This window comes from Sphingobacterium gobiense, assembly GCF_002980575.1.
GTDB lineage: Bacteria > Bacteroidota > Bacteroidia > Sphingobacteriales > Sphingobacteriaceae > Sphingobacterium > Sphingobacterium gobiense.
The window spans coordinates 1-16,253 of the sequence record NZ_PVBS01000004.1 but is presented as its reverse complement, the minus strand read 5'-3'; the positions used below and the strand labels follow the sequence as shown (position 1 = coordinate 16,253).

Sequence of the window (16,253 nt, the reverse complement as noted above, 5' to 3'; positions counted from 1 at the left end):
ATATGCAACGGACAGGACTATTACTTCTCTTATTTACTACGCTCTTTGCGAGGGGGCAACAACCGGATACGGCCGCAACAGTAACCTTGTTCGAGAAAATACCGACGGGTCTTGTGCGATTCTATTTTGATGATTATTATTATTTGGTCGATAAAGATTGTGTTTTTAAATCCATTGAACGGGTATCGCAATTTATCGTGGAAAAAAATGTTTTTCATGCGGACTTCCGGGATTTTGACCAAAACGGAACGGTGGTGCTCAGAGGGTATCATAATCAAGGTATAAAAGAAGGGCCGTTTAAAGCCTATCATCCTAATGGTACTTTGAAATGGGAGGTGACTTTCGAACAAGATAGGCCGATAGGCGATTGGAAATATTACTATCCAGATGGAAAACCTATGCTGACGGTCAATTATGATGAGGCGGCGGTTAGAATTATGGCTTTTTGGGACAGAAGGGGCCGACAAAGAATAAAGGATGGGAACGGTAGTTATGAGTTCACCATGCCCTTTGCCTTTTATAATGAATACGGTTATCCATTTTTTGAGCGTAAAGGAAAAGTAAGAAATGGTCTCCCGAGGGGATATTGGACGACCCACATGGTGGATCACGACGGAAAAAAAACATTGTACACGGAAGAGGTTTTCGATGATAACACGGGTATACTCAGTGAAGGTTACAACCTCTTTCTGGACGCAACTTATCGAACGCCTATGGCTTTCGTCCCGATATCGTATTTCTACACGGCAGAGAGGTTATTATCTAAGCCGTGCAGCTTTGATGATTATAGCGGATTCAATACGTATTTATCGGAAAAATTCAGCGCTATGCTTAGAAGCAGCCCAACGCTTACGAATATTGAGGATAAATTTAGTTACGAAATACAATTAGATAAAGAGGGAAATCCAACGGAAGTTACATTGAAAGACGCATTGGCGACCAAAGAGTTAAATCGCTACTTGGAAATGGTACTTAACGAAATACCTTTCTATTTCCCGACTCTTGACCAAGACGGGAATGCTATTGCAGGCACAGTGACGGTTCATGGCAGCCTTAGCGTTAATGACGCTGGACAGTTTCATTTTCATAGCTTTCATATTATAAGAGAAAAACAACCTTAGTGGATTTCACCGAAGTATACTATATTTGTAGCGTAGTTTTACCCATTACGAGATGAAATTCCATAAAGAAGGATATACCAGTTTGGCAATCGTTGTATTGTTTGTTTTCGTGATTAACGCGCTTGCCGATTTTTATGATGCGCCCGCCTACCTTAAATGGTTTTTATACGCTCTTTCGGCATTTCTATTCATTGCCATTGTCCAGTTTTTCAGAAGCCCCGTCAAACGGGTTACACCAGATGAGCAAATCGTCCTTTGCCCTGCAGATGGAAAGGTTGTGGTGATTGAAGAAACGGAGGAGACGGAGTACTTTGAGGATAGACGGATACAGGTTTCCATTTTTATGTCGCCGATAAATGTCCACGTAAACCGAAACCCTATCAGTGGTGTAATTTCATACTTTAAGTATCATCCGGGTAAATTTCTGGTGGCGTGGCACCCCAAGTCCTCTACGGACAACGAAAGAACGACCATCGTGATAAAAAACCAATCTAATGTGGAGGTACTATTCCGACAGATTGCAGGCGCTATGGCGCGACGTATCGTCTGGTATGTGAAGGAAAACGACTCCGTAACACAAGGTGAGGAGTTTGGATTCATTAAATTTGGTTCTCGAGTGGATTTGTTTTTACCATTAGGCACGGAAATATCGGTGAATATCGGCGATAAGGTAGTTGGGGGAAAGACAGTAATCGCAAAAATATAACGCAATTTGGTTCAGGTTTTGTACTTTAGTTATTCGTTATACGAAGTTTCATGAATCTGAGCATCTTTACTCTTCTTATAGCTAGCAGTATCGGACTCCTAGCTGCTGTGATTGATTACTTTCATAGAGGAAGCCTGACCATAGCGGTTTTGATATTTGTTACAATCGTCCTTGTCTCTTATGCCATTTTACTCAACTTATTCGAACGGTTTATTCACAAAAGAATCCGAAATGTGTATAAGCTTATCCGTAACCTGAAATTAGGAAAAGGGCTTAAGGATGCATTGGGTGAACAGATAACGGACGACCCTATCCGCGACGCAGAAAGGGAAGTACAAGATTGGGCCAAGCAACGCTTGTCCGAACTTGACAAACTTAGAGAACAGGCCAAATTCCGTAAAGAATTTCTTTCCAACATCTCCCATGAGTTTAAAACGCCGCTGTTTGCAACGCAGGGTTATGTCGAAACATTGCAGGATGGTTTAATAGATGATAATCCAGAAATGGCGAAAAATTTTCTGGAAAAAGCGGCCCGCAACCTTGACCGTCTCAGCTATTTAATTCAGGACTTAGACGAAATATCCAAATTGGAGACCGGTATTATCTCCTTAACAATAGAAAATTTTGATATCGTAGCACTTATTAAAGACTGTATAGAGGATCTGGAGGGGAAAGCGAGGCAACATGGTATTCAGATGCGATATAATGGCAAGTTAAATCATCCTATCCTTGTTAAAGGGGATCGCAAGCGTGTTCAACAGGTGCTCATAAATTTATTGGATAATTCCATTAAGTACGGTAAAAAAGATGGTAAGACCACTGTTTCTATTTTTCCGTTGTTCGAGCAAGTTTTGGTAGAAGTGACAGATAATGGTATAGGTATAGAAGAAAAAAACCTTTCGCGTGTATTTGAACGCTTTTATCGCACGGATGCGAGCCGTTCGCGCGAAGTTGGTGGCTCTGGACTTGGTTTAGCGATAGTCAAGCATATTATTGAAGCACATGAACAGAATGTTAATGTACGTAGTACGGAGGGTATTGGCACCACTTTCGGATTTACATTGGAGCAGCCAAAACACCACTAAGATATAATAAACATTTTAAACTTAACATTAACTTAACATTTCATTCATATTTTTGCATAAATTCAATCACTATGTCTTTAAATAGCATTTTTCAGTATTTCGTTCCGAAGGACAAAAAGTTCTTTCCTTTGTTTGAACAAGCGGGCGCAAATCTTATCGTGATGGCAAAAGCGTTGAAAGAATCCGTTTACATCACAGATTTGTCTAAACGCGCTGAACTGAACAAAAAGATCGAAGATCTCGAACATAAGGGAGACGACATCACCCACCAAATTCATTTAGAATTGGGAAAGAACTTCATTACGCCTTTTGACCGTGAAGATATACATTCGTTAGCAAGCTCGCTGGATGACGTAGCGGATTTTATACAGGGAGCATCCAATCGCATGGAGCTTTATAAGGTGCAAACGCCAAGCCAAGCCATGAAGGAGATAGCTGACTTAATTTTGGAAGCTACGGAACATGTTGCAAAGGCACTTAATGAACTAAGAGATCTTAAAAATATCCGCAACATAACCGATTCTTGTGTAAGGATTAATAGCGTAGAGAACAAAGCTGATTATATCTTCGATAAGGCGGTAAGTGAGCTTTTCGAATACGAAAAAGACGCTATCACGCTCATTAAAACCAAGGAAGTGCTTTCTGCAATGGAAGATGCTACGGACAAGTGTGAGGACGTGGCCAATGTATTAGAAAGTATTTTAGTAAAAAATGCCTAGTATTCTGGCATTAAGAAAGCATAACATATTATGATGATTTCCACCTTATTGATCGTCGTTGTCGTTCTGGCTATTGCGTTTGACTACATTAATGGCTTTCATGACGCAGCCAATTCCATTGCGACCGTCGTATCAACCAAAGTATTAACACCTTTTATGGCCGTACTGTGGGCAGCTATATGGAACTTTGCTGCTTATTTCTATTTTACCGACCATAAAGTAGCCAATACGATTGCTAAAACAGTCCTTGAAGAATATATCACATTAGAAGTTATATTTGCAGGTTTGGTTGCGGCTATTTCATGGAACTTATTTACATGGTACTATGGCATCCCTTCTAGTTCATCGCATACCCTTATAGGGGGATTTGCAGGGTCAGGAATGGCCTATGCTTGGTTTATGGGCGCTAATCCTGTAACAGCCGTTAACCAGTCGGCGATTTTAAAAATCGCATCGTTTATTGTCTTGGCACCTGTCATCGGTATGATCATTTCCGTCATTATCACGCTGATTATCATGAACATAGCTAAGAAAGCCCGACCGGCAACCGCGGAGAAGTGGTTTAAGGTGGGGCAATTGATATCGTCGGCGGGATTAAGCTTTGCGCATGGAGGTAATGATGCACAAAAGGTTATGGGTATTATCGCCACAGCCTTGATTGCAGAGCAGGTAATCCCGGACTTTGAAGCTATGCCTGCATGGGTTCCACTATCGTGTTACGCCGCGATCGCCGCGGGAACGATGAGTGGGGGATGGAAAATCGTAAAAACGATGGGTACCAAAATTACGAAAGTGACTCCACTAGAAGGCGTCGCTGCGGAAACTGCCGGTGCTGCTACGCTCGGGATAACGGAACACTTCGGCATTCCGGTATCTACTACCCATACAATTACCGGCTCGATTATCGGTGTGGGCGTAGTGAAACGCGTGTCCGCCGTCCGCTGGGGGGTTACTATCAGCTTATTATGGGCCTGGATATTGACTATCCCAGTGAGCGCAATATTGGGCGGAATAACGCTCGCAGTCATTCACTTTATTCTATAGCATGTAAGGGATACACTACAAACTGTATCGTTTTATTGATAATCAGATAAAAAGAACGAAGAAAATTTGGGTATTCTAAATAATATCTATACTTTTACGCGGGCAAATTCGTTGAACAACAACAAAATCTAGCCTTAATATAAAATTTTAACAAACCGGCATTTTTTGGCACCGTTCTTGTTAATGTTATGTTAAATTTGAAAAAAGGGAAACAATTTAAAATTTTTAATAACCTTAAAAACAAGAGTATGAACTATTCTACAATTAAAAAAACAGCTGTTGCAGCGTCTTTAGTAGCCGCATTAGGCTTTGCTGAGCACGCACAAGCGCAAACTCCAACTGTATTTGGTGGAAGATCACAATACAGAACTTGGTCTATCGGCGTCCAAGGTGGTATTACTACACCAAACACACTTATCGGTGGTAGCAATGCTTTTGGTCAACAAGTCGGTTACTTCCAAAACAAAGTAGGTGAATACTACGGTTTAACTGTCCGTAAACAATTCTCTCACTTATTCGGTTTAGAATTGGAAGCTAACCGCGGTCGTATCAAAACGTACAACCACGACTTGTCTGGCCCTGCTACTGAAGGTCCTCACGGCGCAGCTTCTGCTGAAACAGAAGTAAACTGGGCTGGTAGCTTGAACGGTGTATTCCAATTAGGTACGATCGATTTCATGAGAAGAGAAAATGCAGTTAACTTCTACGCTAAAGTAGGTTTGGGAGTAATGGCATTCAACCCAGTGCAATATTCTGATAATGATTTCCAAAATGTTGCTTGGGACAATAAAGGTAACTGGGGTTCTGAGATCTTCGGTGACCGTACTGCAGTAGGAGATCGTGACTTCCGTCTAGGTATGTATGTACCGGTAGGAGTTGGTGCAAAATTCAAGTTATCTGAAGTTGTTGCATTGAACTTAGGTTACACGATGAACTTCACTGATGAAGCTTGGTTGTATGGTCCTAGCAGACAAGGAGATACTAAACAACGTTTCTCTAACGTGTACGGTGGTTTAGAATTTACTTTAGGTTCTCGTGACAAAGAAAACTTAACTTTCACAAACCCAGTGTCTACGTTGTACGACGAATTGAAAGATCCTTCATTGCGTAACGAAGTTGAAGCATTGAAACAACGCGTTTCTACATTAGAAGGAACTGTTGATCAATTGAGCAAAGATTCTGATGGTGACGGTGTATCTGATAAATTCGATAAATGTCCAAATACTCCTGCTGGTACGCCAGTTGATGGTTCTGGATGTCCTATCAAATTCCCTGAGCCAGTAGCTCAAAACAACGCTACTCAAGGAGCTTATTACTCACCTATTCAATTCGAATTTGATAGCTCTGTATTGAAAACTGAATCGTACTCAACTTTAGATAAATTGGCTAAAGAATTGCGTGATAACAATTCTTCTGTAAACTTAGACGGTTACGCTTCTGCTGAAGGTACTGAAGCTTACAACTTGAACTTATCTAAAGACCGCGCTAACGCAGTTAAGCAATACTTAGTTAACGCTGGTGTATCTGCTTCAAGTGTAACAGCAACTGGTTACGGTGAAGACAATCCTGTCGCATCAAATGCTACAGAAGAAGGTCGTATCCAAAACCGTCGTGTTGAGATCAAAGTAAAATAAGGAATTCTTCTTAAGAAAGAATTATCCATAACAAAAGCCGGCCCTTTATACGGGGTCGGCTTTTCTATTTATTATCAATAATTTACGCTATCTTTGCAGAACTATATGTGAAAATGTGGAAAACAAAATCATTAGTTCTCACATTTTCTTCATAAATTTCTTCTGTGGTGAGGAGTTGTGGAAGAGAGACAACACTTATAGAAAAATGAAAGGAGTGATATGGAAGAAGATTTCGAATTTGGCTCACCTGAAGAACAAAGATTGTCCGTAGACCGATACGAAGAGATGCTTCGCAATCAAGATCTATATTTTTTTGATGCGAAGGCCTTCGAAAGTATCATTGATTACTACACGGACAAAGACGACCCCGTTAAGGCACTCCAGGTGGCAGAGTACGCCAAAAGCCAACATCCTTACGAATCGACTTTCTTGCTCAAGAAAGCGCAGCTTTTTGTACGAACGAATCAACTGGAGAAGGCATTGGAAGAATTGGATAGGGCCGCTATATTAGAGCCTAATAGCGGAGAGGCGTTTCTTTTGAAGGGCAATATCGCGCTATTGCAGGGCGATGTAGAGGAGGGAGAACAACTTTTCTTAAACGCTATTGAATTGGGTGAAGATTCTGCAGAAGCTTATTTTCAAATAGCTGAACTGTACCAGATCAAAGGCGAATACGAAAAGGCTATAGCATATCTTAAGCGATCGCTCGAAGCAAATATGGAAAATGACGACGCACTCCATGCCTTGGCTTTCTGCTATGAAATCGTGGACAGACCGGAAGAGAGCGTGCTATTCTATAAATCGTATATCGATTCCGATCCGTATTCTTACGCTGCATGGTTTAATCTTGGGTTGGTATATGAGCGAATGGAGAACTTTCCGGATGCGATCGACGCTTATGATTATGCGGTCCTTATTAATGAAACTTTTGTTCCCGCCTACTTTAACAAGGGGAATGTACTCGTTAACTTACAAAAATACACAGAAGCCATCCACGTCTATAAGCAAACCTTTGAATATGAACGTCCCACTGCTGATGTGTACTGTGCCATAGGTGAATGTTATGAAAAACTTGAGCAGATGGATGAAGCACGGGAAAATTATAAAAAGGCTGTTAAGCTTGATCCCCTTCTGGCAGATGCTTGGTTTGGGATAGGTGTGACGTTAGATTTTGATGAACGACATTTTGAGTCTCTTCATTTCTATAAAAAAGCTTTGGAGTTAGACGATAGCAGTCCGGATTATTGGTTTGCCATCGCGGACGCTAGATATAAATTAAAGCAGTTTGAAGAATCTGAATTTGCTTATAAAAAAGTCGTACAACTTAATCCCACAGATGTGGAGGCTTGGCTAGACTTTTCTTCCATCTATTTCGAGCAGGGTAAATATGCGGAAGCGATTGATGTTATTGGAGATGCGATCAAGCAGAATCCAGATGCTTCCGAGCTCTATTACAGATTAGTTGCTTATCTGTTCGCACAGGGCAAATACAACGAGGCCTTGAACTTTCTGGAACTAGGGCTAGCAACGAATCCAGATAAATTTCACATCTTGTTTGATTACTTACCTCAATTACAGGGTAATAAGATTATCGTCGACATCATCAATAAGTATAAAAATAACTCATGAAGAAACTCGGACTAATCGGTTATCCCATTGCACATTCCTTTTCGAAAAAGTTTTATCTAGATAAGTTTGAACGAGAAAATATTCCGGATATTCACTACGACCTTTATCCGATTGAGGATATTTCGACTTTTCCCGCATTATACGAGCGAGACCTAGCTTTCTATGGATTTAATGTCACGATTCCTCACAAGCGGAATGTGATGCGGTTTTTGAATGAGTTTTCGCCCGAAGCGGCTGAGATTAATGCGGTTAACTGTATACAGGTACGTTGGCAAGGAGGAAAACCTTACCTTAAGGGATTCAATACAGATGCATTTGGCTTTGAGCAATCGCTACGCCCGCTTTTAAAACCTCAGCACACAACTGCGCTAGTCTTCGGAAACGGGGGAGCAGCGCAATCTGTTTTTTATGTGCTACAGAAACTGGGCATCTCCTTTAAAACCGTGAGTCGAAGTAGAAACAACGGGGATCTTACGTATACGGATCTTACTAAAGAGACTATTGCTTCACATAAATTACTCATTAATTGCTCGCCGGTTGGAACGTTTCCAAATGTAGAAGATGCTCCTGATATTCCTTATGACGGTATCAGTTCGGCACACTTACTTTATGATTTAATATATAATCCTGAAGAAACAACTTTTTTGAGTAGAGGAAAAGAACGTGGTGCTGTCATCAAAAATGGGTATGAGATGCTTCTTCTTCAGGCTGAGAAAAACTGGGAAATCTGGAATCAGGAAGATTAGAAATTATTTTTGATATGTTAAACGTACATTCTTTTGTATTCAACGCTTTTCAAGAAAATACTTATATCGTATACGATGACAGCGGCTCATGTGCAATTTTCGACCCAGGTATGTCTAACCACGAAGAGGAGGCTGCTTTTACTTCCTTTATAACGCAACATAACTTAAACCCCATTGCGCTGTATAACACACATTGTCATATAGATCACGTACTAGGAAATCACTTCGTATTTGAGAAATATGGATTGATTCCACAGTTTCACGAGGGAGAGGTTCCTGTTCTCGTCGCTGTCCAGAATATGGCTCCAATGTATGGTTTTCGATATGAGACCTCTCCCATTCCCGAGCTATTCTTAGAAGAAAATCAAACTGTAAAAATCGGTAAATATATGCTGGAGCTGTTGTTTATTCCTGGCCATTCCCCAGCACACCTCTGTTTCTACTCTGCTGAGAATAGGTTTGTAATCGGAGGAGATGTATTATTCCGCAATAGTATTGGAAGAACCGACTTACCTGGTGGCGACCACCAGCAATTGCTCGATAATATCCGACAAAAAATGTATACGTTACCCGATGAGACGGTCGTCTACCCCGGACATGGACCTTCTACAACAATAGGATTTGAAAAAGAAACTAACCCATTTGTTAGGGGATAAAAAGACATGAAGTTATCTCTCTTTTTTGCAAAACGGTACCTGTTTTCCAAGAAATCGGTAAATGCGATTAACATCATATCGGCAATTAGTGTCATCGGTGTCTTAGTAAGCAGCGCAGCACTGGTTATCGTTTTGTCCTTTTACAATGGCATGGAGAATCTTATTCTTTCGTTATATAGCACGTTTGCTCCTGAACTCCGTATAGAACCAGTAAGGGGCAAAGTATTCGACGCTAATCAACGAGTTTTTGAAGACCTACGCAAAAATAACAATATACTTAGCTACTCAGAGATACTAGAGGATAAGGTACTTGTTCAATATGACAATCAACAATTTGTAGCGCAAATCAAAGGTATAGAGCCTCAAAGCCTATTAGAGGTAGATCATCGAGGCATGCTGTACGCAGGAAGTTTAGAGATCGCCCGAGACAGCATTTCCAATGCGCTAATTGGTGCGCAGATACAAGCGAATCTACGTGTTCCGATCGATGGTTTTGATAATGACATACAGCTTTTTTCTCCGAGAAAAGGAGGGTCGGGGACAAGTATCAACCCGATGGATGATATTAACATCCGCCAGCTTGCTCCTATAGGTGTGCTGCATTATGAACCAGGGTTCAACGATCTTATTATTACACCTATTGCATTTGCGAGAGAATTGCTCAATGAACACGAGCATGTCTCGGCTATCGAAATTTACACAAAAGATTCCAGTCGTGTTGAAAGTTTTCAAAAAGATATACAGAAAAGCCTCGACGACAACTTCGTCGTTAAAAACAGAGAGCAGCAGAACCCCCTGCTATATAAAACTGTGCGTTCTGAAAAATGGATCGTCTTTTTCATCCTAACGGTGATCGGAATTATTGCCATATTTAATATTATTGGTTCATTAACTATGCTCGTTATCGATAAGAAACAAGATATGATCATCTTGGCTAGTCTAGGCGCAGATAAAGAACTTATTCAGCGCATTTTTTTTCTGGAGGGGGTGATGATTGCTTTCATCGGTGGACTAATAGGTATTGGAATAGGATTTATTTTCTGTTTAATGCAGGAAAAGTTTGGTATTATTCGGACTGGGGATGGAGCAAACGCCATCATGGAAGTCTATCCTGTTGATATACGTGCATTAGATTTTGTACTGGTGTTTGTTACTGTAATGCTAGTTGCCCTTCTGGTATCGTATATTTCTTCGTTGCTAAGCGTGCGAGAACTGGAAAGAGATACGTCAAGCATGCGTTCGGTAGACTAATCGAATTAGTATTCGAGACGTTTTCTGCTATAGTCGCCTTTTACAATGGAGTTTATAAAAGAACCCCATGCGAACGGGCTAAATAATGGGTTGGCAAAGCGTTGATTAGTAGTCTTATTAGACATGTTAATATGACGCTGCATGGCATTAAATGTTTGGATTTCTTCCGCGCTTCTTGGCACGACCTGTGACAACGCTGCCAAAGCCTCCGGCGAAAGGCTATTCCGAATACGAGATATGTTGTCATCACTTACGTCTAATGCCATAAATGCCATATTGAATTCTTCTATACTCGCCCAAGGAAAAGGCATTACCGCAGGTAATTCAATAACGAGGCTTTTCATGTTTATCTTTGCGGTAAACTTATCAGCTGTAGTTTGAGGAATGACAAATTCTACAGGATCGAAACCAACAGATGTAAATCGAATTGTGTCACCAACATGAGCGACAAAAGAAAAAAAACCTTCATTATTAGCGGCGTGTACTTGGCTATTAAAGCTGACGTTTGTTACCGTAACAAAGGGTACAGGAAGCTCACCTCCCACAGAACTTATCAGTCCGCTGAATTGTACTATTTTCCTTTCCTGCGCAAGCATAGTCCCTGACGATAGAAGGAGAATCAAGGTGAATATATAATAAAATCTTCCCGCCATGTTTCAAATTTATACAATCTTCTTCAAGAAGGCTGTTAATTTTTGTTAACCCTTTTTATATGGGATTGATGGCATTGGGATCATCCATATCCGTCAAATTGATTGCCTCTACGCTGATGATTTCAGGAACTGCCTTTTTTATTGCTTGCTCCAACCCAGCTTTAAACGTCATGATGCTCATGGAACAATTTGCACAGGTTCCCAACAGTTTCAATTTAACGACATTGTCTGGAGTGATTTCTTCTACAACAACGTTTCCTCCGTCCGTTTCCAAATAAGGACGGATGGTATCTAATGCCTGCTCTACGCGCTCTTGTAATGTCATTTTCGTTTTGAACTCTTTATTTAAAGTGTAAAGATAGGCAATTTATTAAAATTATACGTGTTATAGTGTAACAAAGCGCTGGAATTCAACATTTCATTGACAGACCAGGAAAGCTCCGGTTAAAGAATGTTAAACCCCTTTGTTTAAGTGGTTTTTACCGCAATATTGCAGTATATTGTGACACTAAAATTTAATTGAATCTTATTTGAATTTGACGTATCTTTGTAAAATGTTTTTAAATAGACGTATTGTTTCATTATGGGCAGTGTTGCTGCTAGTCGTATTGGTAAGCAGTTGTAAAAGTAAGTTTGAAAAACTTCGAGCGAGCAACAATATTGCCATGAAATACCAAGAGGCTGTCAAGCTGTACGAGAAGAAAAAGTACAGTAAAGCCGTTATCCTTTTCGAGGACCTGATGACCAAGTACCGTGGGCAGGCTGAGGCGGAGGACCTTTACTATTATACGGCTTATACAAACTATAGACTGAGAGATTATACCTCAGCTCGATACCACTTTAAGAATTTTGCTACCACCTACCCAAACAGCCCTCGCGCAGAGGAATGTCGTTTTATGGCGGCATATTGTTTCTATGTGGATTCGCCCCGTCCTTCGCTCGATCAAGAAAATACCCGAAAAGCGATAGACGAGCTTCAGTTATTTATAAACCTTTACCCGGATGGTGAACGGGCAGAGGAGGCTGGACAATTAATACAAAACTTACGTGATAAGTTGGAGCAGAAAGCCTTTGCCAACGCAAAATTATATTATGATATGGGGCAGCCGGATGATTATCGAGCGGCCGTAATCGCTTTCGAAAGTATGCTTAGACAGTATCCGGATACACGATATGCAGAGGAAATTGAGTTCTTGATTTTAAAATCGCAATACCTATTCGCTCAAAATAGCATGCCTTATAGACAAGAGGCACGCTTCAATGAGGCAATCGATTACTACCAATCATTTGTAGAAAGCTATCCGCAGAGTAAATTCAAGAAAGAAGCTGATGATTTACGCTCCGGGGCGGAAAAACAGATTGCTTACGTTGTAAGACGCATGGACGAGATAAATAAAATGCGTGAAGAGCACGAACAAGAGCTAGGTATTACAAAAGAAGCAGCTGCTGTACAAGAAGGTACTTCAGTAACGCAATAATTAATTTGAAATTCATAATACATTTTACAATGAGTCAACATAAAAACACTTCTATTCCTTCGACAACGGTTACACGCGATTTAAGACAATTGGACAAAGGCACCGGCAATGTCTATGAATCTATCGTCGTCGTTGCCAAACGTGCCAATCAAATCGCAGTAGATGTAAAAGAAGAATTGAATGGTAAATTGGCTGAGTTTGCAACCACCAATGATAATCTGGAGGAAGTTTTTGAAAACCGGGAACAGATAGAAATATCTAAACATTACGAACGCATGCCTAAGCCATCTCTTGTGGCAATAGACGAGTTTTTAAACGACAAAGTCTACTTTAGAAATCCGGCTAAAGAACAAGAATAGTCTGTTCCAGGGATGTCGCTTAAGGACAAAAATATAGTAATTGGTATTAGTGGCAGCATTGCTGCTTATAAAATTGCGTCCCTTGTACGTCTTTTGGTCAAAGAAGAAGCCTGTGTGCAGGTGTTAATGACTCCGGATGCCAAGGAGTTTATCACCCCGCTGACACTCGCTACCCTGTCCAAGCGTCCGGTTTTTTCGGATTACATTGATCGGCATACCGGAACTTGGAACAATCATGTGGAGTTAGGTCTTAACGCTGATTTACTTCTTGTAGCGCCCGCCACAGCTAACACATTGAGCAAAATGGCTTATGGCTCGTGTGACAATCTGTTATTAGCAACTTATCTCTCAGCTAGGTGTCCCGTTATGTTTGCCCCTGCAATGGATTTGGATATGTGGTTTCATCCTAGCACGCAAGAGAATGTTAAACGTCTTTTAAGATTCGGAAACATATTGATTGCTCCCGGAAATGGTGAGCTTGCTAGTGGTTTAGTCGGTGAGGGACGGCTGGCTGAACCGGAAGAAATTCTACAACAGATTCAGCAGTTCTTTTACCGTCCGCTGCCTTTGGCAGGCAAGAAAGCGCTTGTGTCTGCAGGCCCAACCCACGAAGCTATCGACCCTGTTCGTTTTATAGGAAATCATTCCAGCGGGAAAATGGGGTATGCCATTGCGTCTGCTTTGCAATCGTTGGGAGCATCGGTAACGCTAGTTAGTGGTCCGACCCACTTACCGACACCCCAAAAGGTTAGCCGACACGATGTTACTTCAGCACAAGAGATGCTGGCCGCTTGCTCCATGTATTTTGATGTCTCGGACATTATCGTTATGAGCGCAGCTGTGGCCGATTACACTCCGCTCAAGGTAGCGTCCCAGAAAATCAAGAAAAAAGATGGAAATCTCGAAATAGCCCTGAAAAAGACAACAGATATTTTAACAACGTTGGGGAAGAAAAAAACAGCCAATCAAACCTTGGTGGGGTTTGCGTTGGAAACGGAAAATGAGCTTCAAAACGCTCAAGACAAGCTGAAACGAAAGAACCTAGATTATATTGTATTAAACTCTATGCAGGATGAAGGGGCCGGTTTTGCTGGAGATACCAACAAAATTACCGTTATCGATAGCAAAGGGCAAATCCAGCACTTCGAACTAAAAAGTAAACAAAAGGTAGCCGATGATATTGCTTCTATTATTGCCGCTCATCAAGGGGCTATAAATTCGTGATTCGCACCTCTTTGGGATAATAGTTATTTATTCTACTAGGCAATACCTTCACCCATCCTAAATTTACCTTTTTATACCGTACCAGACACCAACCCGCTTTTGCTCCTGTAAAATCTCCTGTATTCAAGCTCTCTTTTCGTAAAAATTGAAGTGCCGCATCCAATGTCACCTCCTGCGCGGGCAAATCTGTTTTTATATGTACACTACATGCCAGATCATGCGAAGGCAGCAACTCCCGACCCGTCCATTTTCCAATTGTTGTTCCCGCTTGTTTAATATACAGTACTTGCTGAAGCCATTTTAGATCTTCTTCATATTTTTTCGGGAAGATGTGGATATGGTCTCCATGCATAAAAGAGGTAAAATTACTACTCTGTGCTACCCACTCAGAAACCACGTGCGGAGGCACGCCATTTTTTTCAAATTTATTCTTTTTACGGCTAAAGGTAGGTTGGTCTTCTTTTTTTCGCAATACGGCAACAAAAAATCCTTCCCCCTTTACTTTATGAGGATAGAAGCGATAGCCAAAGGCTTGGTGACTTGTTGATCTCGTCTCTTCAATCCCCCAATTGGAATCTAGGGCAATCGGAACAGACTCAAACCCATACTCGGTCAATATCCAATCCAGTATGTCTTCATTCTCTTCTTTAGAATAGGAACAGGTAGAATATATCAAATAGCCGTCCCTAACTAACGTGCTTATTGATTCTCGAAGAATTCTTCTTTGCCGCTCGCTACATAATTTTACATTAGCCAAAGACCATTCATCTACCGTTTCCTGGGCTTTACGAAACATTCCCGAACCCGAGCATGGCGCATCAATTAATACCAAATCAAAATATCCGGGTAAACGGCTGAATGTTGAAGGATCGCTATTTGTTACGACGATGTTTGAGGTTCCCCAACGAACCATATTATCCACTAAAACATTAGTCCTTGACTTGATTACTTCATTGCATACGAGTAAACTTTCCCTCCCTAAATAGCTTGCTAGTAGGGTAGATTTGCCACCAGGCGCTGCACATAGATCTAAGGCTCTGATAGCGCTATCCTCTAAACCTACTTTCCTTAAAATATGGGCGACAAACATTGAGGAGGCCTCTTGTACATAATAGCATCCAGCGTGATATAAAGGATCCAAGGTAAATACAGGACGGTCGGGGAGATAGTACCCTTTATCACACCATGGTACAGGCTTCGTGTTACGAAAAGAAACGGTGTTTTGTTTTAGTGAATTTATCCGAATCGAGGTAACCTTATCACCCTGTTCGTGTACTTTATTGAAAGCTTCGGAGTCAAACCCTTCTTGCTCGTTCAATCGTTTAACAAGCGCATTGGGCAAAAAATTACTCATCGTGTTATCGTTTTATTATCTGTAAATTTACTACAATAAGCAAGAAATTACAAAATAGACAGAAATAGAATAAGTAAATTAAATAGCATGAAGAATTTTAAAAAGTATTATATCGTAGCTGCTCCTCCTGAGGATATTTATAAAGCGCTCACGACAGAAATCACCATCCGACTCTGGACAGGAGATGCAGTAGAGATAGAGCCTTGGGAAGGTGGAGAGTTTTCCATGTGGGATGGCGCTATCACAGGGAAATTTATACAACTTGATCCTCATAAAAAAATTGTCCAGCAATGGTACTTTGGAGAACAAGAAGAAGCTTCTATTGTGACTATCAAACTACACGAAGATAAAAGAGGTACTTCTTTGGAAGTACAACATATCAATATCCCGGAGGAAGCTTATGATGATATTGTAGAAGGTTGGAATGATACCTATATAGCTTCTCTTATAGAGTTTTATGAAGAATGAACAAAAAAGCCCCTTCAGAAATCTGAAGGGGCTCCGTATAAAAACCGGCACCGACCTACTCTCCCACCTTTTACGGCAGTACCATCGGCTCTGGCGGGCTTGACTGCTCTGTTCGGAATGGGAAGA

The 16,253-nt window shown here is 41.0% G+C and carries 17 protein-coding genes and 1 rRNA gene; 14 read left to right on the top strand and 4 right to left on the bottom strand.

All coding sequences use genetic code 11. From position 1 onward, the window contains the following. The first annotated feature begins 2 nt into the window (after positions 1 to 2). From C5749_RS16400 to C5749_RS16355, 10 genes are all read left to right on the top strand, one after another. Positions 3 to 1,121, top strand: a complete 1,119-nt coding sequence (locus tag C5749_RS16400) for a toxin-antitoxin system YwqK family antitoxin (RefSeq protein WP_105727322.1) — start codon at positions 3 to 5, stop codon at positions 1,119 to 1,121. A 52-nt stretch (positions 1,122 to 1,173) separates the two neighbouring features. Next, positions 1,174 to 1,827 (top strand): phosphatidylserine decarboxylase family protein, encoded by a 654-nt coding sequence (locus C5749_RS16395; protein ID WP_105727321.1) that lies wholly within the window; start codon positions 1,174 to 1,176, stop codon positions 1,825 to 1,827. Between the two features lie 50 nt (positions 1,828 to 1,877). Further along, entirely contained in the window at positions 1,878 to 2,912 is a 1,035-nt protein-coding gene (locus tag C5749_RS16390) for a sensor histidine kinase (RefSeq protein ID WP_105727320.1), read from the top strand. Between the two features lie 71 nt (positions 2,913 to 2,983). Then, positions 2,984 to 3,631, top strand: coding sequence for a DUF47 domain-containing protein (locus C5749_RS16385; RefSeq protein ID WP_105727319.1), 648 nt, complete (start codon positions 2,984 to 2,986; stop codon positions 3,629 to 3,631). A 33-nt stretch (positions 3,632 to 3,664) separates the two neighbouring features. Continuing rightward, complete coding sequence (locus C5749_RS16380) at positions 3,665 to 4,675, top strand: inorganic phosphate transporter (RefSeq protein WP_105727318.1); 1,011 nt, start codon at positions 3,665 to 3,667, stop codon at positions 4,673 to 4,675. A 248-nt stretch (positions 4,676 to 4,923) separates the two neighbouring features. Beyond that, on the top strand, positions 4,924 to 6,309 hold the full coding sequence (locus tag C5749_RS16375) for an OmpA family protein (RefSeq protein WP_105727526.1): 1,386 nt from the start codon (positions 4,924 to 4,926) through the stop codon (positions 6,307 to 6,309). A gap of 219 nt (positions 6,310 to 6,528) precedes the next feature. After that, complete coding sequence (locus tag C5749_RS16370; RefSeq protein ID WP_105727317.1) at positions 6,529 to 7,938, top strand: tetratricopeptide repeat protein; 1,410 nt, start codon at positions 6,529 to 6,531, stop codon at positions 7,936 to 7,938. Beyond that, a complete protein-coding gene (locus C5749_RS16365) occupies positions 7,935 to 8,684 on the top strand; it encodes a shikimate dehydrogenase family protein (protein ID WP_105727316.1) in 750 nt (249 codons plus the stop codon). Before C5749_RS16370 ends, C5749_RS16365 begins: the two co-directional genes overlap by 4 nt. Positions 8,685 to 8,698: 14 nt before the next feature. Then, a complete protein-coding gene (locus tag C5749_RS16360; RefSeq protein ID WP_105727315.1) occupies positions 8,699 to 9,340 on the top strand; it encodes an MBL fold metallo-hydrolase in 642 nt (213 codons plus the stop codon). Positions 9,341 to 9,346: 6 nt separating this feature from the next. Next, positions 9,347 to 10,591, top strand: coding sequence for an FtsX-like permease family protein (locus tag C5749_RS16355; protein ID WP_105727314.1), 1,245 nt, complete (start codon positions 9,347 to 9,349; stop codon positions 10,589 to 10,591). A gap of 5 nt (positions 10,592 to 10,596) precedes the next feature. On the opposite strand, the gene C5749_RS16350 is transcribed toward C5749_RS16355, so the two are convergent. Together C5749_RS16350 and C5749_RS16345 are read right to left on the bottom strand one after the other, a co-directional pair. Then, complete coding sequence (locus C5749_RS16350; protein WP_105727313.1) at positions 10,597 to 11,244, bottom strand: peptidase associated/transthyretin-like domain-containing protein; 648 nt, start codon at positions 11,242 to 11,244, stop codon at positions 10,597 to 10,599. Between the two features lie 55 nt (positions 11,245 to 11,299). Further along, positions 11,300 to 11,569, bottom strand: a complete 270-nt coding sequence (locus C5749_RS16345) for a NifU family protein (protein WP_105727312.1) — start codon at positions 11,567 to 11,569, stop codon at positions 11,300 to 11,302. 229 nt (positions 11,570 to 11,798) lie between these two features. On the opposite strand from C5749_RS16345, the gene C5749_RS16340 reads away from it, so the two are divergent. From C5749_RS16340 to coaBC, 3 genes are read left to right on the top strand one after another with little or no spacing between them, the layout of a single operon-like run. Continuing rightward, the gene (locus C5749_RS16340) at positions 11,799 to 12,722 is read left to right on the top strand and encodes an outer membrane protein assembly factor BamD (protein ID WP_105727311.1); all 924 of its coding nucleotides are present in this window, start codon (positions 11,799 to 11,801) and stop codon (positions 12,720 to 12,722) included. Positions 12,723 to 12,751: 29 nt separating this feature from the next. Beyond that, positions 12,752 to 13,081, top strand: a complete 330-nt coding sequence (locus tag C5749_RS16335; protein ID WP_105727310.1) for a DNA-directed RNA polymerase subunit omega — start codon at positions 12,752 to 12,754, stop codon at positions 13,079 to 13,081. A gap of 12 nt (positions 13,082 to 13,093) precedes the next feature. Further along, positions 13,094 to 14,305: a bifunctional phosphopantothenoylcysteine decarboxylase/phosphopantothenate--cysteine ligase CoaBC gene (gene coaBC, locus C5749_RS16330; RefSeq protein ID WP_105727309.1), complete on the top strand. Its 1,212-nt coding sequence runs from the start codon at positions 13,094 to 13,096 to the stop codon at positions 14,303 to 14,305. Here the strand turns inward: coaBC and C5749_RS16325 are convergent. Then, positions 14,292 to 15,659 (bottom strand): methyltransferase RsmF C-terminal domain-like protein, encoded by a 1,368-nt coding sequence (locus tag C5749_RS16325; RefSeq protein WP_105727308.1) that lies wholly within the window; start codon positions 15,657 to 15,659, stop codon positions 14,292 to 14,294. The two genes, coaBC and C5749_RS16325, sit on opposite strands and share 14 nt — an antisense overlap. A gap of 87 nt (positions 15,660 to 15,746) precedes the next feature. Between C5749_RS16325 and C5749_RS16320 the strand changes: the two genes are divergently transcribed. Beyond that, complete coding sequence (locus tag C5749_RS16320) at positions 15,747 to 16,127, top strand: SRPBCC domain-containing protein (RefSeq protein WP_105727307.1); 381 nt, start codon at positions 15,747 to 15,749, stop codon at positions 16,125 to 16,127. A gap of 42 nt (positions 16,128 to 16,169) precedes the next feature. On the opposite strand, the gene rrf is transcribed toward C5749_RS16320, so the two are convergent. Beyond that, positions 16,170 to 16,253: ribosomal RNA gene (gene rrf / locus C5749_RS16315) — 5S ribosomal RNA — on the bottom strand; the annotation flags it as partial.

Excerpts from the sequence above, each read along its gene's own strand:
- C5749_RS16400 (WP_105727322.1), top strand. The coding sequence starts at position 3 with ATGCAACGGACAGGACTATTACTTCTCTTATTTACTACGCTCTTTGCG.
- C5749_RS16395 (WP_105727321.1), top strand. The coding sequence starts at position 1,174 with ATGAAATTCCATAAAGAAGGATATACCAGTTTGGCAATCGTTGTATTG.
- C5749_RS16390 (WP_105727320.1), top strand. The coding sequence starts at position 1,878 with ATGAATCTGAGCATCTTTACTCTTCTTATAGCTAGCAGTATCGGACTC.
- C5749_RS16385 (WP_105727319.1), top strand. The coding sequence starts at position 2,984 with ATGTCTTTAAATAGCATTTTTCAGTATTTCGTTCCGAAGGACAAAAAG.
- C5749_RS16380 (WP_105727318.1), top strand. The coding sequence starts at position 3,665 with ATGATTTCCACCTTATTGATCGTCGTTGTCGTTCTGGCTATTGCGTTT.
- C5749_RS16375 (WP_105727526.1), top strand. The coding sequence starts at position 4,924 with ATGAACTATTCTACAATTAAAAAAACAGCTGTTGCAGCGTCTTTAGTA.
- C5749_RS16370 (WP_105727317.1), top strand. The coding sequence starts at position 6,529 with ATGGAAGAAGATTTCGAATTTGGCTCACCTGAAGAACAAAGATTGTCC.
- C5749_RS16365 (WP_105727316.1), top strand. The coding sequence starts at position 7,935 with ATGAAGAAACTCGGACTAATCGGTTATCCCATTGCACATTCCTTTTCG.
- C5749_RS16360 (WP_105727315.1), top strand. The coding sequence starts at position 8,699 with ATGTTAAACGTACATTCTTTTGTATTCAACGCTTTTCAAGAAAATACT.
- C5749_RS16355 (WP_105727314.1), top strand. The coding sequence starts at position 9,347 with ATGAAGTTATCTCTCTTTTTTGCAAAACGGTACCTGTTTTCCAAGAAA.
- C5749_RS16350 (WP_105727313.1), bottom strand. The coding sequence starts at position 11,244 with ATGGCGGGAAGATTTTATTATATATTCACCTTGATTCTCCTTCTATCG.
- C5749_RS16345 (WP_105727312.1), bottom strand. The coding sequence starts at position 11,569 with ATGACATTACAAGAGCGCGTAGAGCAGGCATTAGATACCATCCGTCCT.
- C5749_RS16340 (WP_105727311.1), top strand. The coding sequence starts at position 11,799 with ATGTTTTTAAATAGACGTATTGTTTCATTATGGGCAGTGTTGCTGCTA.
- C5749_RS16335 (WP_105727310.1), top strand. The coding sequence starts at position 12,752 with ATGAGTCAACATAAAAACACTTCTATTCCTTCGACAACGGTTACACGC.
- coaBC (WP_105727309.1), top strand. The coding sequence starts at position 13,094 with ATGTCGCTTAAGGACAAAAATATAGTAATTGGTATTAGTGGCAGCATT.
- C5749_RS16325 (WP_105727308.1), bottom strand. The coding sequence starts at position 15,659 with ATGAGTAATTTTTTGCCCAATGCGCTTGTTAAACGATTGAACGAGCAA.
- C5749_RS16320 (WP_105727307.1), top strand. The coding sequence starts at position 15,747 with ATGAAGAATTTTAAAAAGTATTATATCGTAGCTGCTCCTCCTGAGGAT.